Annotated in this window: 24 protein-coding genes; 17 read left to right on the forward strand and 7 right to left on the reverse strand. The window is 59.2% G+C overall.

Annotation, left to right across the window (positions count from 1 at the left end; all coding sequences use genetic code 11):
• The first annotated feature begins 254 nt into the window (after positions 1–254).
• Both HB780_RS24025 and HB780_RS24030 read left to right on the forward strand, forming a co-directional pair.
• Positions 255–713, forward strand: coding sequence for a thiol-disulfide oxidoreductase DCC family protein (locus tag HB780_RS24025; protein ID WP_183689864.1), 459 nt, complete (start codon positions 255–257; stop codon positions 711–713).
• Positions 710–2,368: a saccharopine dehydrogenase family protein gene (locus HB780_RS24030; protein WP_183689865.1), complete on the forward strand. Its 1,659-nt coding sequence runs from the start codon at positions 710–712 to the stop codon at positions 2,366–2,368. The genes HB780_RS24025 and HB780_RS24030 overlap by 4 nt, the downstream gene beginning before the upstream one ends.
• Positions 2,369–2,484: 116 nt before the next feature.
• Here the strand turns inward: HB780_RS24030 and HB780_RS24035 are convergent, their stop codons facing one another.
• Entirely contained in the window at positions 2,485–3,294 is an 810-nt protein-coding gene (locus HB780_RS24035) for a pentapeptide repeat-containing protein (RefSeq protein WP_286203054.1), read from the reverse strand.
• A gap of 278 nt (positions 3,295–3,572) precedes the next feature.
• Between HB780_RS24035 and HB780_RS24040 the strand changes: the two genes are divergently transcribed.
• Complete coding sequence (locus HB780_RS24040; protein WP_183689866.1) at positions 3,573–4,016, forward strand: SRPBCC family protein; 444 nt, start codon at positions 3,573–3,575, stop codon at positions 4,014–4,016.
• Between the two features lie 80 nt (positions 4,017–4,096).
• Here the strand turns inward: HB780_RS24040 and HB780_RS24045 are convergent, their stop codons facing one another.
• Positions 4,097–5,116: an MBL fold metallo-hydrolase gene (locus tag HB780_RS24045; RefSeq protein ID WP_183689867.1), complete on the reverse strand. Its 1,020-nt coding sequence runs from the start codon at positions 5,114–5,116 to the stop codon at positions 4,097–4,099.
• A 1,373-nt stretch (positions 5,117–6,489) separates the two neighbouring features.
• Between HB780_RS24045 and ffh the strand changes: the two genes are divergently transcribed.
• The 6 genes from ffh (at position 6,490) to HB780_RS24080 (ending at position 11,392) form a co-directional block, all read left to right on the forward strand.
• A complete protein-coding gene (ffh, locus tag HB780_RS24055; RefSeq protein ID WP_183689868.1) occupies positions 6,490–8,055 on the forward strand; it encodes a signal recognition particle protein in 1,566 nt (521 codons plus the stop codon).
• 18 nt (positions 8,056–8,073) lie between these two features.
• Entirely contained in the window at positions 8,074–8,382 is a 309-nt protein-coding gene (locus tag HB780_RS24060) for a chorismate mutase (protein ID WP_183689869.1), read from the forward strand.
• 48 nt (positions 8,383–8,430) lie between these two features.
• Positions 8,431–8,793, forward strand: coding sequence for a 30S ribosomal protein S16 (rpsP, locus tag HB780_RS24065; RefSeq protein WP_183689870.1), 363 nt, complete (start codon positions 8,431–8,433; stop codon positions 8,791–8,793).
• 124 nt (positions 8,794–8,917) lie between these two features.
• Positions 8,918–9,490 carry a ribosome maturation factor RimM gene (gene rimM / locus HB780_RS24070; protein ID WP_183689871.1) on the forward strand — a complete coding sequence of 191 codons (573 nt, stop codon included), beginning with the start codon at positions 8,918–8,920 and terminating at the stop codon, positions 9,488–9,490.
• Between the two features lie 24 nt (positions 9,491–9,514).
• On the forward strand, positions 9,515–10,207 hold the full coding sequence (trmD, locus tag HB780_RS24075; protein ID WP_183689872.1) for a tRNA (guanosine(37)-N1)-methyltransferase TrmD: 693 nt from the start codon (positions 9,515–9,517) through the stop codon (positions 10,205–10,207).
• A 450-nt stretch (positions 10,208–10,657) separates the two neighbouring features.
• Positions 10,658–11,392, forward strand: a complete 735-nt coding sequence (locus tag HB780_RS24080) for a phosphotransferase (protein ID WP_183689873.1) — start codon at positions 10,658–10,660, stop codon at positions 11,390–11,392.
• Positions 11,393–11,500: 108 nt separating this feature from the next.
• Here HB780_RS24080 and HB780_RS24085 read toward each other — a convergent pair whose 3' ends face one another.
• Entirely contained in the window at positions 11,501–11,890 is a 390-nt protein-coding gene (locus tag HB780_RS24085; RefSeq protein WP_183689874.1) for a cupin domain-containing protein, read from the reverse strand.
• 181 nt (positions 11,891–12,071) lie between these two features.
• The gene (locus tag HB780_RS24090; RefSeq protein ID WP_353622970.1) at positions 12,072–12,503 is read right to left on the reverse strand and encodes an Lrp/AsnC family transcriptional regulator; all 432 of its coding nucleotides are present in this window, start codon (positions 12,501–12,503) and stop codon (positions 12,072–12,074) included.
• A 130-nt stretch (positions 12,504–12,633) separates the two neighbouring features.
• Between HB780_RS24090 and HB780_RS24095 the strand changes: the two genes are divergently transcribed.
• A complete protein-coding gene (locus tag HB780_RS24095) occupies positions 12,634–13,626 on the forward strand; it encodes a threonine ammonia-lyase (protein WP_183689876.1) in 993 nt (330 codons plus the stop codon).
• Positions 13,627–13,629: 3 nt separating this feature from the next.
• On the opposite strand, the gene HB780_RS24100 is transcribed toward HB780_RS24095, so the two are convergent.
• Positions 13,630–14,229 carry a sugar O-acetyltransferase gene (locus tag HB780_RS24100; RefSeq protein ID WP_286203055.1) on the reverse strand — a complete coding sequence of 200 codons (600 nt, stop codon included), beginning with the start codon at positions 14,227–14,229 and terminating at the stop codon, positions 13,630–13,632.
• A 126-nt stretch (positions 14,230–14,355) separates the two neighbouring features.
• Here HB780_RS24100 and HB780_RS24105 point away from each other — a divergent pair, with 126 nt between their 5' ends.
• The 6 genes from HB780_RS24105 (at position 14,356) to leuC (ending at position 19,630) form a co-directional block, all read left to right on the forward strand.
• Positions 14,356–15,228, forward strand: coding sequence for an ornithine carbamoyltransferase (locus tag HB780_RS24105; RefSeq protein WP_183689877.1), 873 nt, complete (start codon positions 14,356–14,358; stop codon positions 15,226–15,228).
• 296 nt (positions 15,229–15,524) lie between these two features.
• Complete coding sequence (rplS, locus tag HB780_RS24110) at positions 15,525–16,079, forward strand: 50S ribosomal protein L19 (RefSeq protein WP_183689878.1); 555 nt, start codon at positions 15,525–15,527, stop codon at positions 16,077–16,079.
• 214 nt (positions 16,080–16,293) lie between these two features.
• The gene (locus HB780_RS24115) at positions 16,294–17,091 is read left to right on the forward strand and encodes a transporter substrate-binding domain-containing protein (protein ID WP_183689879.1); all 798 of its coding nucleotides are present in this window, start codon (positions 16,294–16,296) and stop codon (positions 17,089–17,091) included.
• Positions 17,092–17,125: 34 nt separating this feature from the next.
• Positions 17,126–17,950 carry an amino acid ABC transporter permease gene (locus HB780_RS24120; protein WP_183689880.1) on the forward strand — a complete coding sequence of 275 codons (825 nt, stop codon included), beginning with the start codon at positions 17,126–17,128 and terminating at the stop codon, positions 17,948–17,950.
• Between the two features lie 65 nt (positions 17,951–18,015).
• Positions 18,016–18,150 (forward strand): hypothetical protein, encoded by a 135-nt coding sequence (locus HB780_RS33205; protein WP_007693803.1) that lies wholly within the window; start codon positions 18,016–18,018, stop codon positions 18,148–18,150.
• Positions 18,151–18,220: 70 nt separating this feature from the next.
• On the forward strand, positions 18,221–19,630 hold the full coding sequence (gene leuC, locus HB780_RS24125; RefSeq protein ID WP_183689881.1) for a 3-isopropylmalate dehydratase large subunit: 1,410 nt from the start codon (positions 18,221–18,223) through the stop codon (positions 19,628–19,630).
• A 96-nt stretch (positions 19,631–19,726) separates the two neighbouring features.
• Here leuC and HB780_RS24130 read toward each other — a convergent pair whose 3' ends face one another.
• Positions 19,727–20,602 (reverse strand): EamA family transporter, encoded by an 876-nt coding sequence (locus HB780_RS24130; protein ID WP_183689882.1) that lies wholly within the window; start codon positions 20,600–20,602, stop codon positions 19,727–19,729.
• An 83-nt stretch (positions 20,603–20,685) separates the two neighbouring features.
• Between HB780_RS24130 and HB780_RS24135 the strand changes: the two genes are divergently transcribed.
• Positions 20,686–21,165: a MarR family winged helix-turn-helix transcriptional regulator gene (locus tag HB780_RS24135; RefSeq protein WP_183689883.1), complete on the forward strand. Its 480-nt coding sequence runs from the start codon at positions 20,686–20,688 to the stop codon at positions 21,163–21,165.
• Here the strand turns inward: HB780_RS24135 and HB780_RS24140 are convergent.
• A complete protein-coding gene (locus HB780_RS24140) occupies positions 21,151–22,395 on the reverse strand; it encodes an acyltransferase family protein (RefSeq protein WP_183689884.1) in 1,245 nt (414 codons plus the stop codon). The genes HB780_RS24135 and HB780_RS24140 overlap by 15 nt on opposite strands.
• Between the last annotated feature and the right edge of the window lie 195 nt (positions 22,396–22,590).

The raw sequence follows: 22,590 nt of genomic DNA on the forward strand, positions 1-22,590 counted from the left end.
CGGAAATGTGGGGGAATTACCAGTGGCATGATCGACCGTTGCTTGGCTGCGGGACGAGGGGTTGAGGTGAAAGGCTTAGATGCCGGAGAAGCACTCTCCATTTCCGTAATTCAACTCTTCAGCAGTCCACAGCATTGTCAACAATGACTGATCCAGCTTCGAAACGGCCACTGGACCATCTTTATGTTGCTCAAAGAAAAAAGCTCTCATAAGTTGTTTGGAGCAAGGCACGTACGAACTCGAAGCAGATCCGCATGATTGAAAGCCGTGAACCGTTTTCCTATCAGAAAGACAAAAATGTCCCGCCGTTCTCCGCCGGCAGCGTTTTTACGGTGATGGATGCCCAATGTTCTCTTTGCGCGCGGGGCGCGACCTGGATTGCCCGGCATGACAAAGCGCAGGAGTTCAAGATCATTCCCCTACAATCGGACCTGGGCGGCGCGTTGATGACGCATTATGGGCTTGATCCAAGCGATCCGGCTTCTTGGCTCTATGTGGAGGATGGACGAGCATACTCGTCGCTGAATGCATTTATTCGTGTCGGGAAACGGCTTGGCGGGATTTGGAAGGTGATAGGCTTGCTTCATGTTCTTCCAACAGTCTGGCAAGACGGCATGTATCGTTTCGTTGCGCGCAACCGCATCAGGTTTTTGGGAACCGCTGATCTGTGCACACTTCCGGATCCCGAGGTCCGAAAGAGATTGCTGTTGTGAAGGTTCTCATCCTCGGGGGATATGGCGTTTTTGGGGGGCGTTTAGCAGAACTTCTCTCTGATATTGACGAGATCGAACTCATCATCTGCGGCCGCAACATGTCGCGGGCAACTGAATTCTGCGCCACCTATCGTGGCAAAGCCGCTGTCAGGCCGCTGCGACTTGACCGTGCCGAGATCGCACGGGCGCTGGAGACTGAACGCCCAGACCTTGTCGTTGACGCGTCCGGCCCGTTTCAGAATTATGGAGATGCGCCATATGGCGTCATCAAGGCCTGCATAGCATCCGGAACAGATTATTTGGATTTTGCTGATGCCGCAGATTTCGTATTTGGTGTGCCGCAATTCAACGCCGATGCCGAAGCAGCGGGGGTCTTTGTGTTATCGGGTGTTAGCAGCTTCCCGGTATTGACCGCCGCGGTGCTGCGCGAAATGGCGAAGACGATGGATATTGCATCCGTGAAAGGGGGCATAGCTCCATCGCCCTTTGCTGGCATAGGGCTCAATGTCATGCGGGCAGTTGTCGGCTACGCCGGCGCGCCGGTGAAGCTTTATCGAAAGGGCGTTCAGACCTCCGCCACCGGTCTTGCCGAGAGCATGCGTTACACGATTGCCGTTCCCGGACGACTGCCGCTCAGGAATATTCGCTTCTCGCTCGTCGATGTTCCAGACCTTCAGGTCATTCCTCCTGAGCATGAAACCTTGCAGGACATCTGGATGGGAGCCGGACCCGTACCTGAATTCCTGCATCGCATCCTCAATCTGCTGGCTAGAGCACGCGCGGCGTTAGCGCTGCCCTCCCTGGCGCCATTGTCGGGCCTGTTTTATCGAGTGCTTAACCTGATGAAGTTCGGAGAACACCGAGGAGGCATGTTTGTCCTCGCCAAGGGATTGAGAGAGGGTAAGCAAACCGAACAGAGCTGGCATTTGCTGGCGGAAGGGGATGACGGTCCGTACATTCCGTCCATGGCCATCGAGGCCATTATCCGCAAACTCCTGAACGGAATTCGTCCACATGCGGGCGCGCGGCCCGCTACGCGGGCTCTGGACCTAGCCGACTACGACGAACTATTTGCCGGTCGTTCGATATATGCGGGATTTCGCAGCGCCAAGTCGGAAGGTGCTCCTATTTACAAGCAGGTTTTGGGTCCAAGCTTTGAAACTCTTTCCGCTCCGGTGAAAGCACTGCATGACTCGACACGATTGCGCGAATGGCGCGGACATGCCGAGGTCATCCGGGGGAAATCCAGGATTGCGCGGGCGATTTGTCAAATCATGGGATTTCCCGACACTGCGGTCGAGGTTCCCGTAAGTGTGGTTTTATCACCAAAGGAGCACAGCGAGACCTGGAAAAGAACCTTCGGCGGAAAGTCTTTCTCATCCGTTCAGAAATGCGGCACAGGCAAAAACGACCTTCTGATGCTCGAAAGATTTGGCGTCATCACCGTCGCCCTCGCTCTTGTCATCGATGGAGGCCGGCTTTGTTTTGTTGCCCGCAGCTGGTCCCTGCTCGGCATTCCGCTTCCCCGGCTATTGCTGCCGAACGGCCAGAGTTTTGAAACACAGCACGAAGGGCGGTTTCGCTTTGATGTCGAGATTGCCTTGCCCGGAGTCGGATCAATTGTGGCGTATAAGGGGATGATGGAACCCGTGTAGACCAGTTGTCATGCAAATCTGCCATTCACGCCCATGGGCTGAACACAACGCAGCGAAAATCGTATCGCGACATTCTCCTGGTATTCCCACGGCACGATGATGACCTGCCCGGTACCCTAACGAACCTTAAGCCCCAACTCGGCAAGCAACTGTCCCGCCTGATCGCGTGAGATGGTCGCGCCCTTGAATTGCTTGGCGTTCAACAAACGAATGCCGCCAAGGTCCGCGCCGCGAAGATCGGCGCCTTCAAACCGGCAATCAACCAAATTGGCATCACGCAGACTACAGTTCTGAAATACCGCGTCACGGAAGTCGGACTTTTTCAGGTCCGCCATCTGAAAATCGAGCCCGTTCAAACGCGACTTTCGAAACGAGAGGCCGGGCAATCTGGCGTCCGCCAGCAATGTCTCGTTGAAGGACAGGTTGAGTGTTTTTGCCTCCGAAAGATTGGCGCCCGTGAGTTTGCACCGCTCGAATTGCGAACCGGTGAGCGTCGCACCTCGGAAATTGCTGTTGTTGAAGTCGCATCCCTCGAATGCGCCCTCGGACAGGTCGCAGCCCGTAAAATCCGCGAATCCACCCTTGCAGCCGGACCACAGGGTAGACCCTAGTTTCGCGCCCGTGAAATTGGCTTTCTTGACATTGCAGCCCTCGAAAACCCAGCCATCCAGCGGCAGCCGCGAAAGATCGACTTCTTCGAGAATGCAGCCCACAAGCCTGTGCGCCGATCCGATTTTCGATAGATTTTCGAGATCTGCACGATCGAGCTGGCTATTCTCGATGACATTGGTCGCCGGAATCTGTGATGTTTGCGGTGAGCCGAAAGGCGCCATTTCAATGTTCCTTCTCCGTCGTCGAGGGAACGGGGCGCAGAACCACGTACCTCGCCGGCCATTTCTGAACCAACTGGTACCGTGGAAGCTCAAGGAGCCTGAACTGCATGATGCAGTGACCGGATTACCAACCGGCCCGATTTTCGGTAGCTGTTCGCAGTGTAGACTCGATGCTTATTCAATGCAAAGTTCATCCTCAGCGGACGGCACTATCCCCGATGGCCGCTGGCGGACAAAGCGGATCTCGATCAAAATTCTGGCGCGTAAGGCCTGACGCAATTTATTTCGAAAAAGATCGGTCCAATGTCGGATTGTTGAAGTGTCGCTCGTCCTAGGGTCGTCCAATTCGTCAATTCATAGGGATGATAACCATGCCGAATACCATAAGCCTGCACCGCGTCCTGGCAACCAGCCCGGAGAAGGTCTATCGCGCATTCATCGAGGCGGACGCGCTCGCCAAGTGGCTTCCGCCCAACGGCTTTGCCTGCACCGTGCATCACATGGAGCCGACAGTCGGCGGCACGTTCAAAATGTCTTTCCGCAACTTCACCACGGGCAAAAGCCATGCCTTCGGCGGTGAATTTCATGAGCTCGTTCCCGGCGAGCGGGTGCGCTACACGGACAAATTCGACGACCCCAACCTACCGGGCGAAATGGAAGTGACCGTGATTTTGAAAAAGGTCCTGGTCGGGACCGAGGTGAACATTACGCAGGAGGGCGTGCCGGACGTCATCCCGCCCGAAGCCTGCTATCTCGGCTGGCAGGAGTCGCTGCGAAACCTCGCAAAGCTCGTGGAGCCCGATATCAACGAATAAAGCATCGAGAGCGAACAAGGGCTCTTGCGATCGGATCGCGTTGGCAATCTTCGCGATCCGATTTGTCCGGGCGTTGTCCCTCAGACGACCGGGACGTCGTACACTTCCCCAGCCCTCAACGGCCGAAACCGATCCGGCTCCACGCCCTGTTCTTTTAGCGCCGCATCCAGCGCCCGCACCGGCGCATCCATGGCCTCGTCTGTGAGCTGGAAGGTCGCAAAATGATGGCCGGCGACGTGAGCCGCGTTGCAAAGCGTCATGCCGCGAACAGCCTCCGCCGGGTTCTGGTGCTGGCCGCGCATGAACCAGCGCGGCTCATAGGCGCCGAAGGGCAGGATGGCGAGGCGGAAGCCGCCGTGCTTTTGCCGGACAGCCTCATAATTGATACCACCATGAAAGCCGGTATCGCCGACATGGTAGATCTTTCCCGCCGGCGTGGTGATGACGAAGGCGGCCCAGAGCGCCATTCGGCGATCGCTTCCACCCCGCGCCGACCAGTGATGGCAGGGCTCGGCATCGATGGTCACCGTGTCGGTGATGGCGAGATGGCCGCCCCAGTCCATGGTGATGATCTTCGCGCCGGGAATGCCGCGCTTGATGATGGTATCGTTACCCAGCGGCGTGACGATATCAGGCGCATGCGCCTCGTGCAGCCGCTTCAGCGTCGCGAGATCGAGATGGTCGTAGTGATTGTGCGAGACCAGCACGAGATCGATCGGCGGGAGGTCCTCGAAACGAATGCCCGGCGGCACCACGCGCTTCGGCCCGATGAAAGTGAAAGGGCTCGCCCGCTCCGACCAGACCGGATCGGTCAAGATATTCAGCCCCGCCACCTGGATCAGCATCGAGGCATGACCGACCATAGTCACGCGCAATGCGTCGCCGAAGACATGCCTGTCGGGCTTTGCCGGCGGAAAGGCGCTGACGACCGGATTGGGCCAGCGCGCCCGTCCACCACCGAGCTTCCATTTCAGGACGTCGAGAAGGCTCCCCGGCTCGACGCCTTCGGGATTGAAAAACCGTAGGCCGTCGAAATGATCGGAAACGGCCCCCTGATAATAGGGGTTCTGCTTTTTGCTGGAGCCGGATGCTTCTGCCATGGCTTACTAGCCTCTTGTTTCGACGGCACGCCGGCTTTTGCCAACCATTCGCCGCTCTCCGCTATCGTCAATTCGCTCTCGATCACGACGTTCGCCGGCATCGCGAAGAGTTGCGGCGTAAAGAAGCTCGTATCCCAGAGCGGAGCGCCGGCAGCAGCAGGCGAGAGAAGGATGACCTGCATACCGTCGATACGCGGGATGCTGTCGATGGAAGTGTCGCCTGCAATAGCAGCCTGACTTGCTGGGGCACCGTAATGCCACCAGGCCTCGTCGGTCCCATCCTCCACCAGCGTCACGCACCGCGCCATGTCGACGATGAACCTGTTGGGCTGGCGTCCGCCCGGCAGGGTTTCACCCAGCGCCGCCTGGATCAGCGTGAAGAGGTGACAGCAATTGGCGATGTTTTCATAGCGCAGCCGGAAGCCCCGCTGACTAGGCTGGTGCAGGACGATCAGCTCATCACTGCTGCAGAGAAACATCTGGCGCACCCAGGCGGCACCCGGCGTGTGATCCTGCAGGTCGTGAAGCTGCTGCATGAGGCCCGCATTTTCTGCAGCAAGCTTGCGCTCCTCAGGCATCATGGCAAGATGCGAGACGACCGACTGACCGACAAGCTGGAAAGCCTCCAGCAATTGCTGCTGCCGGGGGCTAAGCGGCTTGCGACTTGCAAACCCGCGATGGATCTGCGGCAGCCAGGCAAGGTAAAGCTCCCACACCGCCGGACCGCTGCGCTCCGGCGCACCACCCGTTTCGGCAATGGTGCCCAGCATATTCGCAAGGATCGCGGCACCCGGAGGCGGCAGGCCGCGCAGTTCGCGCGCCGCCCGCGACACGATCTTCGGCTGCGCCTTGGCACTCGCATAAAAGGCCTGCGCCGCCTCGTTGAAGCGCGCATCGACGCGACCGCCGCCATACACACGGCAGGCGGTCAGGAGATTGGTCAGGGCTGCATCATTCATTCGCGTCTGTCTCGGGGAATCACATCGTCACGGCAGTTGGATACAACAATAGCGGACTGTGCTATCAGCGAAATCCCATCCACGTCCGCGACTGCTCACATAGCTGGGCTGTGGCATTTTTGCCCTTCGGCTTGACTTTGCCGCCTGTTTCCTGTTTATCCGCGCTCATCTGCGACGAGCACAAGCCTCCGAGCCACCGACCGGGACCCTACAAGGTATAAAGAGATCCCGGAGGTCAACACCCGACAGCGCGTCGCGCCCTCGGGTGCTTTTTGGCTATGCGTCTTGTTTTCGTCATGGAAAAGCACGACGTTTTCGGGCGATGAACTGCGCATGTCCCTTTTGAGGTAAAGCCGAGAAAGATAAGGCATAGGCGCAAATCAAAAGCCCTAAGCGATCGATAAGGAAGAAACGATGTTTGAAAACCTCCAGGACCGTCTTGGTTCCATTCTGAATGGACTGACAGGCCGCGGTGCGCTCTCGGAAGCCGATGTTTCCGCAGCGCTGCGCGAGGTTCGCCGCGCGCTGCTGGAAGCCGACGTGGCGCTGGATGTCGTACGCTCCTTTACCGACCGCGTCCGCGAAAAGGCCGTCGGCGCCGGGATCCTGAAATCGATCAAGCCCGGCCAGATGGTCGTCAAAATCGTCCATGACGAGCTGATCGAGATGCTCGGCGGCGAAGGTGTCGGCATCGATCTCAACGCGCCGGCCCCGGTCGTCGTCATGATGGTCGGTCTGCAGGGCTCGGGCAAGACCACCACGTCAGCCAAGATCGCCCACCGCCTGACCAGCCGCGACCGCAAGAAGGTCCTGATGGCCTCGCTCGACACGCGCCGTCCGGCAGCACAGGAGCAGTTGCGCCAGCTCGGCGTCCAGGCGGGTATCGACACGCTGCCGATCATCGCCGGCCAGTCGCCGACCGATATCGCCGCCCGCGCCGTGCAGGCTGCCAAGCTCGGCGGCCATGACGTCGTCATCCTCGATACCGCCGGCCGTACGCATATCGACGAGCCGCTCATGGTCGAGATGGCGGATATCAAGAAGCGGTCCAATCCGCACGAAATCCTGCTGGTCGCGGATTCGCTGACCGGTCAGGACGCCGTCAACCTCGCCCGCAATTTCGACGAACGCGTCGGGATCACCGGCCTCGTGCTGACCCGCATGGACGGCGACGGCCGCGGCGGTGCCGCTCTTTCGATGCGCGCCGTCACCGGCAAGCCGATCAAGCTGATCGGCGTCGGCGAAAAGATGGGCGAGCTGGAAGAATTCCATCCCCGCCGTATCGCCGATCGTATCCTTGGCATGGGCGATATCGTTTCGCTGGTCGAGAAGGCAGCCGAGAACATCGACGCCGAGAAGGCAGCCGCCATGGCCGCCAAGATGGCCAAGGGCAAGTTCGACCTGAACGACCTCGCAGACCAGCTCGGCCAGATGCAGAAGATGGGCGGCATGGGTGGCATCATGGGGATGATGCCCGGCATGTCCGGCATGAAGGACAAAATGGCCGCCGCCGGTCTCGACGACCGCCTGTTCAAGCGCCAGATGGCCATCATCTCCTCGATGACCAAGGCAGAGCGCGCCAATCCCGACCTGCTCAAGCATTCCCGCAAGAAGCGTATCGCTAGCGGCTCCGGCACCGACGCCTCCGACATCAACAAGCTTCTGAAGATGCACCGCCAGATGGCGGACATGATGAAGATGATGGGCGGCAAGGGCAAAGGCGGCATGATGAAGCAGATGATGGGCGGCCTTGCCGGCAAGATGGGTCTGGGCGGCGGCATGGGTGGCATGCCCGACCTGTCGAACATGGATCCCAAGCAGCTCGAAGCCCTGCAGAAGCAGGCAGAGGCCGCCGGTCTCGGCCGTCCAGGCGGCATGCCGGGCCTTGGCGGCGGCGGATTGCCAGGTCTGGGCGGCGCCAAGCTGCCGGGCCTCGGTAGTGGTTTCCCCGGCCTGCCCGGTTTGCCGAAGAAGAAGTGAGAAGGATCGTAAAACCCCATGATTGATCCGGACATCAAAGCCCAATTGGGCAACTACCGCCAGTCGATCGATAATATCGATGCCGCACTGGTGCACATGCTGGCCGAACGCTTCCGCTGTACCAAAGAGGTCGGCGTGCTGAAGGCCAAATACAATTTGCCGCCGGCCGACCCGGCGCGCGAGGAATTCCAGATCGAACGCCTGCGCCACCTGGCAAAGGACGCCAATCTGGACCCGGATTTCGCCGAGAAGTTCTTGAACTTCGTCATCAAGGAAGTCATCCGGCATCATGAACAGATCGCTGCTGATCTCAGCAACGTCAAGTAAACATACCGCCCCAGAAAGCGGTTACAAAAAGCCTAAGGAGTAAGAAACATGGCACTGAAAATTCGTCTCGCCCGCGGTGGTTCCAAGAAGCGCCCGTATTACCACGTTGTTATCGCCGACGCCCGTTCGCCGCGCGATGGCCGCTTCCTCGAGAAGGTCGGTTCCTGGAACCCGATGCTTGCCAAGGACGATGCCAAGCGCGTTGAACTCGACGCCGACCGCATCAAGCATTGGCTCGACCACGGCGCTCAGCCGACGGACCGCGTTCTGCGCTTCCTCGACGAGGCCGGCGTTGCAAAGCGCGAAGTCAAGAGCAACCCGGAAAAGGCAAAGCCGGGCAAGCGCGCCCAGGAACGCGCTGCTGAAAAGGCACAGAAGGCTGCTGACGCCGCCGCTGCTACCGCTGAATAATCAGCCGTAACGACGATTGGAAACGGGTGGCATGGCGACATGCCGCCCGTTTTTTGTTTCCTATTCGTGAGCGTTCACCTTATGAGAGAACGCAATCGATCCTCCGGCAGTCGGCAACGAGACCATGACGAAACTTGAAAACCCGGTATTGATGGCAACCATCGGCGCCGCGCAGGGCCTGCGGGGCGAAGTGCGCGCCCGCGCCTTTACCTCCGATCCCACGGCGCTTGGCGATTACGGCCATCTGCACAGCATGGACGGTCGCATCTTCGAAGTGCTGGAAGTCCGCGAGGCCAAGAATGTCGTGGTCGTGCGTTTCCGCGGCGTCAACGACCGTGATGCCGCCGAGGCGCTGAACGGGCTTGAACTCTATATCGAACGCGACAACCTGCCTGATGACGAGTTGGAAGAAGACGAGTTCTTCTATGCCGATCTCGAGGGCTTGGAAGCGGTCGACGACAAGGGCACCGGCTACGGCACCGTCAGCGGCGTCTATGATTTCGGCGCCGGCGATCTCCTGGAGCTTAAGGGGCCGGGCAAGCGCCCGGTGCTGATCCCCTTCTCCGAGGCAGCCGTGCTGGAAATCGACCTCGAAGGCGGCAAGATCCTGATCGATCCCATGGCCGCCGGCCTGATCGACAGCCCCGACGATTTCACCGGCAAGCCGGAAAAGCCGCCCGGCAAGACGAAGAAGTAACCACCAATTGGAAGTGATAAGGCTATGAGTTTCCGGGCGACCATCCTGACGCTCTACCCCGAGATGTTTCCCAGCCATCTCGGCACGTCGCTCGCCGGCAAGGCGATGGAGCGCGGGCAGTGGGCGCTGGACACCGTGCAGATCCGCGATTTCGCTACCGACAAGCACCGCACCGTCGATGATACGCCGGCCGGCGGCGGCGCCGGCATGGTGTTGAAGCCGGACGTGCTCGCCCGCGCCATCGACCATGCTTCCGAAAACGACAATCGCCCGCGCCTGCTGATGAGCCCGCGCGGCAAGCCGCTGACGCAGAAGCGCGTGCGAGAGCTTGCCGCCGGCGACGGCGTCATCATCGTCTGCGGCCGCTTCGAGGGCGTCGACCAGCGGGTGATCGACGGCCGCGATCTCGAAGAGGTCTCGATCGGCGACTACATTCTCTCCGGCGGCGAGCCGGCAGCACTGATCCTGCTCGACGCCATCGTCCGCATCCTGCCCGGCGTCATGGGCAACGATCTCTCCGGCCTGCACGAAAGCTTCGAGGGCGGCATGCTCGAGCACCCGCACTATACCCGCCCCCAAGTCTGGGAAGACCGCGAAATCCCCCCCGTCCTGACCTCAGGCAACCACGGCGCCATCGCCAAATGGCAAAGGCAGGAAGCCGAGAAGCTGACGAAAGAGCGCCGCCCGGATCTGCTGGAGAAGCAGCCGGAGAAGTAGCAGCGACAGACTGGACTGCGGGTGCGATGCCATTTGATGCCGCCGCGCTAGGCGGCAGTATGGCTGCTTTGCGCCAGAAGCGGTCACCAGCTTGTTAGGTTAAACAACCTGTCCGGAAACATGGGGCAAGCCCACTCATGCCATGTGATGGGAATGTTATGATCTCATCTGCGTCAACATGGCTGATGTTGTATGCAGCAGTTTTGAGGTAGTGCTCCCTCACGATAAATAGTGTCAAGTAATAGCCTGGAAATATCCGAAATGTGGGATTGGTTCCCTATAGTCTTCTTTCCGCTCAAGCTTCTCGTGTTAGGCACGGGCATGTTCTTCGCCATCAAGTGGCATCACGATCAAGAGAAGAAGAAATAACGAAACCAGCGGACCGTAAGCGCCCGCCGATTTAGTCCACTTAGGGCCAACAGCTGTCATCCAAACCCAAGGACATCGCCAATGGGATGGGAAGCACTCGGGCAATGGGGTGAAGACGCCGCTCGCATCGAACCACTCATTGGTGGGGTTGCCAACGACGTATGGAGCGTTCGCGTCAACGGGCAGATCGCGGTCGGTCGCCTCGGTTCCAGGACTGACGCTGATCTCGCATGGGAAACCGAGCTGCTCCAACACCTCGACCGTGAAGGTATGACCGTTCCAGCGCCGATCCCGACAACTGACGGGCGGCTGTTCGTGGACGGTCTGGTGGTGATGAGATACATGGAGGGCGGACCGCCCGAGACAGCAACCGACTGGCGTCGCGTCGCCGAAACGCTCCGCGAGCTGCATCGGTTGACGCATGGCTGGCCACAGCGCCCCGGTTGGCGATCATCGACCGACCTCCTCCATGCCGAAACCGGAACGAGGATCAACCTTGCCGCGATGCCGCCCGAGGGCGTCATTCGATGTCGTGCAGCATGGGCACGGCTCATCGGGCGTCAGACATGCGTTGTCCACGGAACCCCCAACAATCCTGGCAATGTTCTCATGACAGCAGATCGGGTCGCGTTGATCGACTGGGATGAGTCACATGTCGACGTCCCCGACCTTGACCTCGTGCTGCCTGGCAACGCTGCCGATCTTGACGACGGCGCGCATGACATCGCCGCGCAAGCGTCAGCCGCGTGGGAAGCCGCCGTTTGCTGGCAGGACGAGTACGCAGTCAAGCGGCTTGCCGAAGTTCGAGCGGTCTAAGCAGTTTTGGCGGATAGACGGGCCATATCCATGCCTGAGCCTCCGGTGACCACACTGCACCAGAAGCAATCGCTCTCAATCGCGGAGCTGACAGCGTGTCCAGACGAACTATGCCGGCGGCAATTCGAAGCCGTTCGGCAGTGAAATCCAGATGACAGTTTGCGCCTCCGGGGAATGACGTGACAGATGACCCTTGCCATGTGTGTCCTCCACCAACACGAAGCTCCCCGCCGGAACGTGGCGCACTTCTCCGTCGCTCGTCTCGTAGTCGACCGAGCCATCCAGCCTGACCGTAAGCACCGGCTCCGGGACCTTATGCCAAGCGACCTCGCGCATGCCGGCCGGGATGTGGGTGAGGCGGACGCGGGACGCCGGATAACTGGCCGTAACATCGAACTGGATGGCATCGGGGTGCACCGACGTCTTCGTCGTTGGCAATTCGATTTCGTCGAAATGCGACTCGCCATCGGGGGTGGCATAGATGCGCAGGCACTTCATTGCGGCTAGCTCCTATGGGTTCGCCATACTGAAACGAGGCATGCCTACCATAAAGGAGGTGGGGTAGAAGCAAGAGTCCCCTTAGAGCCGATTGCAGCCGTTCAGCATATCAAGAAGCTCGGACTTTCAGGTAGTCTGCACCTGTGCGGCCTGTTCACCGCTGACAACGCCTGGCTAAGCCCTATTCATCCAACGGAAGAGCCATCCCATGCTTGATCGTCTTGAGCGCGATCAGGCTTTTGTACTTACGCACAAGCTCTTGCTGATCTGTCATCATCCGCTCAATGAAGGCGTTGTACTCATCAATATCCCGCACCGCTACCGACAACACAAGGTCCGTGTCGCCGGTGACGTACCAGCATGATTGGACTTCCGGCGCCTGGATAAGCCAACGTTGGAAAGCTTCAAGATTGTGGCGATACTCGTTTTGTATCTCGATCTCGACCAAAATCCTGAGATTCCGACTGACGGCGGCAGGACTGACAACAGCGATGATCCGGTCGATCACGCCCTCGCGTTTAAGCTTGCTGATACGCCGCTCGACTGCGGAAGGCGAAAGATTGACGGCTTGCGCGATGGCTTTCGCCGGCTGGTCAGCGTTGTCCTGCAGGATCAACAGAATTTCGCGATCTTTCTCATCCACGCGTATTTCTCCCGAACATGTGGCCCTCTATACGGAAGAACAGCGCAGTTACGGTGAAGATCGATGATTTTCCGCGTCAATCAGATCTATCATCGCCCTCATGACAAAACAATCTCAGCTATCCTCTTCGAATATTTTCGATGCCAGACGTCGGATCGATCCGATCTTCCTGAACTCGGCGGTGCTCACCGACGCTACACTCGGCCTGACGCTCGCGGCCAAGGATGAGACGGATAATCCAATCCGTTGCTTCAAAGGCAGGGGAACCGGTTACTATCTGGCGTGCACAAGCGCGGAGAGAGGACCGCTGGTCACAGCGTCGGCAGGCAATTTTGGCCAGGGGCTCGCCTATGGTGCGGCAAAATTGGGCCGCGAGTTGACTGTATTTGCCAGCCTTTCCGCAAACCCGCTAAAGATCGAGGCTATGCGCAGGCTCGGGGCGGAGGTCATTCTGTTTGGGGATGACTTCGACGCAGCGAAAGCAAGAGCCCGGGAATACGCCTCAGAAAGAGGGGCAACGTTCGTGGAGGATGGCGCAAGCGCCAGCATCGCGGAAGGTGCCGGAACGATCGCGGCGGAACTCACCGAGGCATTCGGCAATATCGATGCGATCTTTGTGCCGCTCGGAAATGGTGCGCTGGCAGCAGGGATTGGCTGCTGGTTCAAGACGGCGTCGCCCGCCACCAAAGTCATCGCTGTCGCCGCGAAAGGTGCTCCCTGCATGCAGCTTTCATGGCAGGCAGGCCACCCCGTTCCAACAGATAAGGCGACGACGATCGCGGATGGGATCGCTGTACGCGATCCGGTTCCGGTTGCCGTCGATTGGCTGGCCACGACGATCGATGACATCGTGCTTGTCGACGATGCCTGCATCGTCGATGCCATGCGGTTCGCGCATTCCAGATGGAATCGGCTCGTTGAACCGGCAGGCGTTGCGGGGCTGGCCGGTGTTTTGGCAACGGCCGCGACCATGCAGGACGCTCGGGTCGCAACGATACTGTGCGGAGCAAATCTTACGCCAGAGCAAATTGCCCAGTGGCTGCCAGAGGAAGCGGCTCGAGCCGCCTCAAGCTGGTTCACCGAACCTGCCTGAACGTTATTCGAAGCCCGTTTTGTCCTTCTCGGTGATATCCCTGATGACTCTGCAAGGAACACCGGCTGCAATCACACCTGCGGGAATGTCCTTGGTCACGACGCTACCCGAACCGATGACTGCGCCGTCGCCTATGGTCACGCCCTGATTGATGTGAACGCCGGCGCCGATCCATACCCGGTTGCCGATCTTCACCGGCTTTGCGTAGCAGCCTCCAGCTGCGCGTTCGGAAGCGTCGATGGCATGGTTGGAGGTGTAAATGCCCACGCGAGGCCCGAACAGGACGTCATCACCAATCTCGATGCCGCCGCCGTCCAACATCACGCAGTCGAAGTTGGCATAGAAATTATTGCCGACGACAATGTTCCGGCCGAACTCGCAACGGAACGTCGGCTCGAAATGAACACTCTTGCCAATCGCCCCCAACAACTCGCGCAATATGCTTTCTCTTTCAGCCGATGTTTTTCCGAAACTGGCATTGTAATCATTGGTCAGAAAAACGGCTTCTTCGCGCGCCTTGATCAATTCCGGCGTCAGGTCATTGTACATCCTGCCCGAGCGGATGATTTCGAACTGGTCAGCGAGTGTCATGGCAATCTCCAAGCAATGTTGGGAAGTTGCCTGCCTATCAGACACGCATGAACCACCAATGAATGCGGAAGCTCTTGCGAGCCGACCATTTTCAGATGCTAATGACACCATGGACATGTTTCAGCGAGCGGAGCGAAGATGCCTGGCAGAACCGGAAAAAGCTTTCTCGAATTCCATGACCTGCCACCGGACATCATCCTTTCACTGCTCGACCGCGCCAACGTCCTGGCCGGCGCCTGGGCCGATCGGCGCATGCCACAGAGCCTGCAGGGCAAGCATGTCGCGCTGATCGCCGATGACGGCGGATGGAGGAATACCACGGCTTTCAGCCTCGGCGTGCAGGCGATGGGCGGCATCTGCGTGCCAGCGCCGATCAGCTTCAACGCGCGTGAGGAGACCGCCGACCTCGCCGGCCATCTCGACAACTGGTTCGACATCCTGATCGTCCGCACAAAGCTGCTGACCGCCCTGCGCGAACTGGCGGCGACCGCCGAGGCGCCCGTCATCAATGCCCGGACCAAATTGAACCACCCATGCGAAACGCTGGGCGACCTCGCCTATGTCAAAAGCCGGAGAGGTCGCGTTGATGGACTCAAGGTCGTCGGCGTCGCGCCTGATGCCAACATCCTGCGATCATGGGTCGAGGCTTCGCTCGCCTTGCCGATCAAGGTCGCGCAGGTCTATCCGGAAAAATGGCACCTCCGCGACCCCGACCTTTCGAACGCGAACTTCAGCACCAGCACCGATATGAAAGAACTGCTGGACGCCGACGTGATCGTCACGGACTCATGGCCTGATGATGCGGCGCAAGCCGAACTATGGGACTACCGAATATCAGCCGCCATCCTCGACCAATGCCGCCCCGAGGCGATCTTCCTCCCCTGCCCGCCCGTTGCCAGGGGGCAGGAAGTCACAACGAACGCGATGACCCATTCGACCTGCCAGAGCAAAGCGGCCAAGGCTTTTCTCCTGCATGCGCAGAACGCGCTGCTGGAATGGATCGTTGCTTGAGGTTTTTGACACCTGAAGCTTGCGGCTGGTATTCACGTTGGCTGGCGTCGCTCACATAGCAAAAAGCCCGAAAAGCGGCCTCTCGCTCACGAAATTCCCCGCCAAGGGGTGACAAACCCGTGGCAATAGGGTATGTGCGCGCCGGCATGGGAAATTTCCCATCAACCACCAAAGAAAAGCAGACGCATTCGCCCCTGCCTTTACAGGCATATATCCAAGGCGAGATCCTAAGGGTCCGACCAAGGATAGAGCACTCAGGGCGCTCTGGCTGTTGAAGCAACAACGAGGTTGATAACATGAATATCATTCAGCAGTTGGAAGCCGAACAGGCTGCCAAGATCGAAGCCAAGCGCACGCTCCCCGACTTTTCCGCTGGCGACACTCTTCGCGTCAACGTGAAGGTCACGGAAGGCACCCGTACCCGCGTTCAGGCCTATGAAGGCGTCTGCATCGCCCGCTCTGGCGGCGGCCTGCATGAAAACTTCACCGTCCGCAAGATCTCCTACGGCGAAGGCGTCGAGCGCGTATTCCCGGTTTACTCGCCGATGATCGAAAGCGTCGAAATCGTTCGTCGCGGTAAGGTCCGTCGCGCCAAGCTCTATTACCTGCGCGACCTGCGCGGCAAGGCTGCCCGTATCGTTGAAAACACCGGCACCCGCGCCCGCAAGCTCAACGACGCAGAACGTCAGGCTCTTCTCGCTGAAAAGGCTCGCATCGAAGCCGAAAAGGTCGCAGCAGCCCAGGCTCTCGCAGCCGAAAAGGCAGCAGCTGAAGCCGCCGAAGCAAAGGCAGCAGCCGAGGCCGCCGCAGCAGCGGAAGCAGCAGCAGCCGCTGAACCGGCAGCAGAATAAATCTCGATCCTTTCGGATTGTGGACATCAAGGCGGCCTTCGGGTCGCCTTTTTTGTTGGGAACGACCAAGGGCGGCTGGGCGTGAAGAGAAATTCCCCATAAGCCAGCGGCTTTGGAGCGGCTTTTCTGTTTTTATCGTGATGACCGTGGCAATAGCCTTGCCATCGGCTTTAAAAATATGACAATTTTCCAACACGCTATAAGGGGAATTTCCATGGCATTCCGTCGTTCGTTTCTTCTCGGCCTTACGGCCCTCGTGCTTGCACCTTTCGCCTCCTTCGCCGCAGACCTACCTGATCTCAACGGCAAGACCGTCGTCGTCGTCACCGAGAATGCCTATCCGCCGCTGCAATTCGTCGATCCCAAGTCCGGCAAGGCCATCGGCTGGGAATATGACGCGATGAACGAGATCGCCAAGCGGCTGAACTTCAAGGTCGAGTACCAGAACACCAGCTGGGATGCGATGATACAGTCCGTCTCCCAAGGCCAGTACAATATCGGCATGACCGGCATCACCATCAAGGAAGACCGCAAGCAGAAGGTCGACTTCTCCGATCCCTACATGCGCTCGCAGCAGTTCATGCTGGTGCGCGGCGACGAAAAGCGCTTCACCGACGCCAAGAGCTTCTCCGCCTTCAAGGACGGCCTGGTCGGCGCGCAGCCGGGCACGACCCCTTTCTACACCGCCGTCTACGAAGTGCTCGACGGCAATGAGCAGAACCCGCGCATCAAGCTGTTCGAAACCTTCGGCGCCACCGTCCAGGCGCTGAAGACCGGCGACGTCGACACAGTTCTGACCGACGGCACCGCCGGTAAGGGCTATGCGGACGCCTCGAACGGCGCATTGAAGCTGATCGGTGGCCCGCTCGGTACCGAGGATTTCGGCTTTATCTTCCCGAAGGGCTCCGACCTGGTCACGCCGGTCAATGCCGCCATCGCCAGCCTGAAGGCTGACGGTACCTTCGAAGCACTGAGCAAGAAGTGGTTCGTCGATTACAAGATGGGCCAGTAAGCCGGATGCAATCTGAAACCGGAAGCCCGCTCTGATGGCACTGCAAGCAGGCCCGAGCGGGAACCATAGCAAGGACGACTTCCCCTGGTGGCTGGTCGTCCTTGTTCTCATTGGCATTGCCGTTGCTGTCGCCATCGTCACCAGCGACCTCTACGCTCAGGTCTTCAAGACCATCGTCCAGGGCATCGGCACCACCATCTTCGTCACGCTCGTCGCCTTCGCGCTGGCGATGGCGCTCGGCCTCGGCATTGCGCTGCTGGGCCTCTCCGACAGCGTGATCCTGCGCCAGACCGCCCGCTTCTATGTCGAAGTCATCCGCGGCATCCCGATCCTGGTATTGCTGTCCTACATCGCCTTCGTCGGCGCGCCTGCCTTCGTCGCGCTCTATAATACCATCACCTCACCGCTCGCCTCCGCCGGCTGGACCGAGCCTTTGCTGGTGCGCGATGTACCATTGATGTGGCGGGCGATCGCGGCGTTGATGATCGCCTACGCCTCCTTCATCGCCGAGGTTTTTCGCGCCGGCATCCAGGCTGTCGACCCCGGCCAGATCGAGGCGGCAAAGGCGCTTGGCCTGTCGCGCTACCGGCGCTTCCGCCATGTCATCGCGCCGCAGGCCTTCCGCGTCATCTTCCCGCCGCTCTCCAACGATTTCATCGCGATGGTGAAGGACAGCTCGCTGGTCTCGGTGCTCGGTGTCGCCGACATCACCCAGCTTGCGAAGATCTATTCGTCCGGCTCATTCCGCTACTTTGAAAGCTACTCGATCCTCGCCTATATCTACCTGATCCTGACGATCGGCCTATCGCTGGTGCTGCGAAAGTTCGAGAAGCGGATGCGCGAGCGGCATATGCGCTGACGTGACGCCTCATCACAATCCTCTGCGGTCAAACGTCAGCATTGCCGAGACATCGGAAAATTGATATGAGCAACGCCATGACTAGGATCATGAGCAAAGACGGACAATTCGTCACGATTTTTGTGCTGCAGGACCACAAGCGCCTGCCGGCACGATTCTTTGCGATGATTTCGGGCGCGCTCAACAGCCGACTTCGCTGATCACACTCGAGGCCGGCGGTCCTGATCCGTCACCCCCTAATTTCGACAATGCCAATATGGATCTGTAGCCATGAGCGCTCCACGTACCCTCTACGACAAAATCTGGGATGACCATCTCGTCGACAGCCAGGACGACGGTACCTGTCTTCTCTACATCGACCGTCACCTCGTTCACGAAGTGACGTCGCCGCAGGCCTTCGAAGGCCTGCGCATGACCGGCCGCAAGGTCCGCGCGCCGGAAAAGACACTTGCTGTCGTCGACCACAATGTTCCGACCTCCCCTGATCGCCATCTCGGCATCAAGAACGAGGAAAGCCGCATCCAGGTCGAGGCGCTCGCCACCAATGCCGCCGAATTCGGCGTCGAATATTATTCGGCAAGCGACAAGCGCCAGGGCATCGTCCACATCATCGGACCTGAGCAGGGCTTCACCCTGCCCGGCATGACCATCGTCTGCGGCGACAGCCACACCTCGACCCACGGCGCCTTCGGCTCGCTGGCGCACGGCATCGGCACGTCTGAAGTGGAGCACGTTCTGGCGACCCAGACGCTGATCCAGAAGAAGGCGAAGAACATGCTGGTACGCGTCGACGGCCAGCTGCCGCCAGGCGTCACCGCCAAGGACATCATCCTTGCCATCATCGGCGAAATCGGCACTGCCGGCGGCACCGGCTACGTCATCGAATATGCGGGCGAAGCGATCCGCGCGCTGTCGATGGAAGGCCGCATGACGATCTGCAACATGTCGATCGAAGGCGGCGCCCGCGCCGGCCTGATCGCTCCGGACGAGATCACCTTCGAATACATCAAAGGCAAGCCGCGCTCGCCGACGGGCGAAACGCTGGAACAGGCAATCGCCTACTGGAAGACGCTGCAGACAGACGAAGGCGCTCACTATGACCGCGTCGTCGTACTCGATGCCGCTTCGCTGCCGCCGATCGTTTCCTGGGGCTCCTCGCCGGAAGACGTCGTCTCCATCCAGGGCATCGTTCCGAACCCGGACGAGATCCAGGACGAGAACAAGCGCACCTCCAAGTGGCGCGCGCTGGACTATATGGGCCTGAAGCCGGGCACGCCGATGACCGAGATCAACATCGACCGTGTCTTCATCGGCTCCTGCACCAACGGCCGCATCGAAGACCTACGCGCCGTTGCCAAGGTCGTCGAAGGCAAGACGGTGGCATCCACCGTCGACGCGATGATCGTTCCGGGCTCCGGTCTGGTCAAGGAACAGGCGGAAGCCGAAGGCCTCGACAAGATCTTCAAGGCTGCCGGCTTCGATTGGCGCGAGCCGGGCTGTTCGATGTGCCTGGCCATGAACGACGACCGCCTGAAGCCGGGCGAACGTTGCGCTTCGACCTCGAACCGCAACTTCGAAGGCCGCCAGGGCTTCAAGGGCCGTACCCATCTGGTCTCGCCCGCCATGGCAGCAGCAGCGGCAATCGCCGGCCACTTCGTCGACATCCGCGAATGGAATTGATCGGTTTCGACTGATAGACTGCAGAAGGCGGCCTCCGGGCCGCCTTTTTTATTGGACTTGAGCAGGCCTTATCGCTTCGACGCAAGTGTGGAAGGCTCAGCGAGCGGTGCTTTTTTCAGCGGACGGAGCCAGTTGCGCCCGCTGACTGAGCCAGACGCTGCCAAGCACGATGACGATGCCGAATATCTGTATCGGGCTCAGCTGCTGACCCAGCACCCACCAGCCGAGGATTACGGCGGTCGTCGGGCTCAGAAACCCGAGCGGCGAGACGGCCGACGGCTCCAGCCGTGACAGGCCGCGAAACCAGAGAATATAGGTGAGCGCGGCGCCGATCAGGCCGAGATAAGCAAAACCCAGAATGTTGGCACCCGTCAAATGCGGAAGCGGCGGCTCGAGCATCAAAGCAAAAGGCAGCAACAGCAGGCCCCCGGCCGTCAGTTGCCATGCAGTGAAGGTCAACGGCGAGACCGGCGGCCGCCAGCGACGGCTGAGCACCGTGCCGGCCGCCATGGAGACTGCGCCGCCAATGCCCGCCGCAATGCCGATCGGATCGAGCGTTGCCTGCGGCGTCAGAATGAGGAGCGCGACACCGACGATACCGGCAATCGCCGCGATAACGGACAGTCCGCGGATCGGCGAGCCAAGCAATAGCCGCGCAAGCACGATAACGATCAGCGGCTGGACCGCGCCGACGGTGGCCGCCACCCCGCCCGGCAGCCGATAGGCCGAGATGAAAAGCATCCACCAGAAAATCGAGAAATTCAGTGCGCCGAGAACGAGCGACCTCACCCACCAGATGCCATGCGGCAATCGCCGCACGATGGCAAGCAGCAGCAGACCCGCCGGCAAGGCGCGCAGCATGGCGACCGTCAGCGGGTAGCCGGCCGGCAGGAGCTCCGTCGTCACCAGATAGGTGCTGCCCCAGATCGCCGGCGCGATAGCCGTCAGCAGCAGGTCGGAATTGCGGGTCATCTCGAAGTTTTCCAAATTTATCTTGATCTCAAGATAATCCAAATTGCCTTGACGTCAAGATAATTTCATGGCGATGTCTCCCCATGGATCGCATCGACAAAATTCTCGCGCAATGGAACCGGGAACGGCCTGACCTCGACGTCACCCCGATGGGCCTGATCGGCCGCATCGGAAACCTCGCCCACCACCTTGGCCATGAGATGGGCAAGACCTTTGCACAGTTCGATCTGAACCGTGCCGCTTTCGACGTGCTCGCAACCCTGCGCCGCTCGGGCCCGCCTTACACCCTGTCCCCCAACGACCTGATCGCCTCCATGATGGTGACCTCCGGCACGATGACCAATCGCATCGATCAACTGGAAAAAGCGGGCCTCGTCACCCGCAGCCCCAATCCCGATGATGGCCGAAGCTTTCTGGTGTCCTTGACGGACAAGGGCTTTGCCTTGATCGACGGCGCGGTGACTGCCCATGTCGAGACGCAGGCCCGCCTCGTGTCGAGCCTCTCGGAAGAGGAGAAGGCAGCACTCGATGTCTTGCTCAGGAAGTATTTAGCCGGCTTTTAGATCGCTACTCGGGGAAGAGACATCGCAGTTGGAACCTCCGATAGGCGACTCACAGGCAGGTCGATGAAAGGTCCTCGAACCCGCCAGACACCCTCTCGCCATTGCCGTACACTTTCTAACAAGTCTGGCGAAGCTAGCGTTTACAAGCGCGACCCATCTTTCGTCAAAGATGAGCAATGGCACCGCAGCGGCGATGCTCAATAGAAGCGTGATGATCCCTGCGGCAGCGACCGAGGCCGTGTAGGATTCGGTCCATACATAGATCGAGTTGAACCCATAAGATGAAACCGACACGATCACCAGGAAATGAACCAGATATAATGGGAAAGAGAAACGCCCCAGCAACCGGCCGAACTCGCCGGATAACGGTCGCGCCAGCCTGGGGCAATAGATCAGGCAAATCATCAGCCCGACCGACCCCGCGATCTGCCAGCTCTTTTCGAGAGAGCAGAGCATCATGACGGAGCTCAAACCGATCGCAGCGCCGATCCAAACATTGGCTGTGGCTTTTCGTCCGATCCAAGCGAAAACGAGCGCCAGGTATGCACCGATTACGAACGGCAACAGACTGTAAGCAATTTTCCAGACGATAAAGACTGCCCCCAACGTCAAGACATGACGAACGGCGATCGATCTAGGCATCGTCAAGCCGCACACAAGGAAAACGCACAGGCTGCCATAATATTCCAGCGTCATCGTCCAGAGATTCGAATTATACCAGAAGTTATCATGCAGCAGGAAAACGAGCAGAAACTGCTCGACTGCCGAGGGTAGTGTCGGCGTGAAATCCTGCGGAAAATGGGAATTTCCAAACGTCCGGAGCCATTCTGACCCGGTTATCGTCGCAGCCTGTTCGTTGTAGTTCAAATGGAAGCGAAGGATCAGGAAACCGCAGATGATCGCAACCGCTGCGGGTCCCATCAATCTCGGCAGACGCTTCACCGCCGACACGAGCAAGCTGCCGTAGTCGGGCCGCTGATAGAATTTTAGAGCCAGAACGAAGCCGGAAAGGACGAAGAAGAAGACCACGGCGGATTCTCCGCGCATGATCCATGCGAACGGTGTCTCCGATAGACCTTCCGGATATGGTCCCTTAAGCCACGGAAGAAACGCCAGACAGAAATGATGAAAAAGTACGACTATGGACGCAATGCCGCGCATCGCTTCCAAAGAGGTCATCTTCTGTGAAGTCGCCTCATTGGCAGAGATCGCGTCGTTTTGAACGCACATCGTGCAGAAAATCCCGATTTCGAGCGTTTGTTCACAGACGCATTAAAGCAAGCACAAGTTAATCTTGCATCCACGACCCGAAAATTCGACTACAGCATGAAGAAGCAAAGGCTTTCATTGCAAATTACATTAGGATACCAACGCAAATAAGGCCCGGGGTTAACGCCCCAGGCCTCTGAAGTACATGGAAATCGA

Origin of the sequence: Rhizobium lusitanum (assembly GCF_014189535.1) — a bacterium.
Taxonomy (GTDB): domain Bacteria; phylum Pseudomonadota; class Alphaproteobacteria; order Rhizobiales; family Rhizobiaceae; genus Rhizobium; species Rhizobium lusitanum_C.

Excerpts from the sequence above, each read along its gene's own strand:
- HB780_RS24025 (WP_183689864.1), top strand. The coding sequence starts at position 255 with ATGATTGAAAGCCGTGAACCGTTTTCCTATCAGAAAGACAAAAATGTC.
- HB780_RS24040 (WP_183689866.1), top strand. The coding sequence starts at position 3,573 with ATGCCGAATACCATAAGCCTGCACCGCGTCCTGGCAACCAGCCCGGAG.
- HB780_RS24045 (WP_183689867.1), bottom strand. The coding sequence starts at position 5,116 with ATGGCAGAAGCATCCGGCTCCAGCAAAAAGCAGAACCCCTATTATCAG.
- ffh (WP_183689868.1), top strand. The coding sequence starts at position 6,490 with ATGTTTGAAAACCTCCAGGACCGTCTTGGTTCCATTCTGAATGGACTG.
- HB780_RS24060 (WP_183689869.1), top strand. The coding sequence starts at position 8,074 with ATGATTGATCCGGACATCAAAGCCCAATTGGGCAACTACCGCCAGTCG.
- rpsP (WP_183689870.1), top strand. The coding sequence starts at position 8,431 with ATGGCACTGAAAATTCGTCTCGCCCGCGGTGGTTCCAAGAAGCGCCCG.
- rimM (WP_183689871.1), top strand. The coding sequence starts at position 8,918 with ATGACGAAACTTGAAAACCCGGTATTGATGGCAACCATCGGCGCCGCG.
- trmD (WP_183689872.1), top strand. The coding sequence starts at position 9,515 with ATGAGTTTCCGGGCGACCATCCTGACGCTCTACCCCGAGATGTTTCCC.
- HB780_RS24080 (WP_183689873.1), top strand. The coding sequence starts at position 10,658 with ATGGGATGGGAAGCACTCGGGCAATGGGGTGAAGACGCCGCTCGCATC.
- HB780_RS24085 (WP_183689874.1), bottom strand. The coding sequence starts at position 11,890 with ATGAAGTGCCTGCGCATCTATGCCACCCCCGATGGCGAGTCGCATTTC.
- HB780_RS24095 (WP_183689876.1), top strand. The coding sequence starts at position 12,634 with ATGACAAAACAATCTCAGCTATCCTCTTCGAATATTTTCGATGCCAGA.
- HB780_RS24105 (WP_183689877.1), top strand. The coding sequence starts at position 14,356 with ATGCCTGGCAGAACCGGAAAAAGCTTTCTCGAATTCCATGACCTGCCA.
- rplS (WP_183689878.1), top strand. The coding sequence starts at position 15,525 with ATGAATATCATTCAGCAGTTGGAAGCCGAACAGGCTGCCAAGATCGAA.
- HB780_RS24115 (WP_183689879.1), top strand. The coding sequence starts at position 16,294 with ATGGCATTCCGTCGTTCGTTTCTTCTCGGCCTTACGGCCCTCGTGCTT.
- HB780_RS24120 (WP_183689880.1), top strand. The coding sequence starts at position 17,126 with ATGGCACTGCAAGCAGGCCCGAGCGGGAACCATAGCAAGGACGACTTC.
- HB780_RS33205 (WP_007693803.1), top strand. The coding sequence starts at position 18,016 with ATGAGCAACGCCATGACTAGGATCATGAGCAAAGACGGACAATTCGTC.
- leuC (WP_183689881.1), top strand. The coding sequence starts at position 18,221 with ATGAGCGCTCCACGTACCCTCTACGACAAAATCTGGGATGACCATCTC.
- HB780_RS24130 (WP_183689882.1), bottom strand. The coding sequence starts at position 20,602 with ATGACCCGCAATTCCGACCTGCTGCTGACGGCTATCGCGCCGGCGATC.
- HB780_RS24135 (WP_183689883.1), top strand. The coding sequence starts at position 20,686 with ATGGATCGCATCGACAAAATTCTCGCGCAATGGAACCGGGAACGGCCT.
- HB780_RS24140 (WP_183689884.1), bottom strand. The coding sequence starts at position 22,395 with ATGTGCGTTCAAAACGACGCGATCTCTGCCAATGAGGCGACTTCACAG.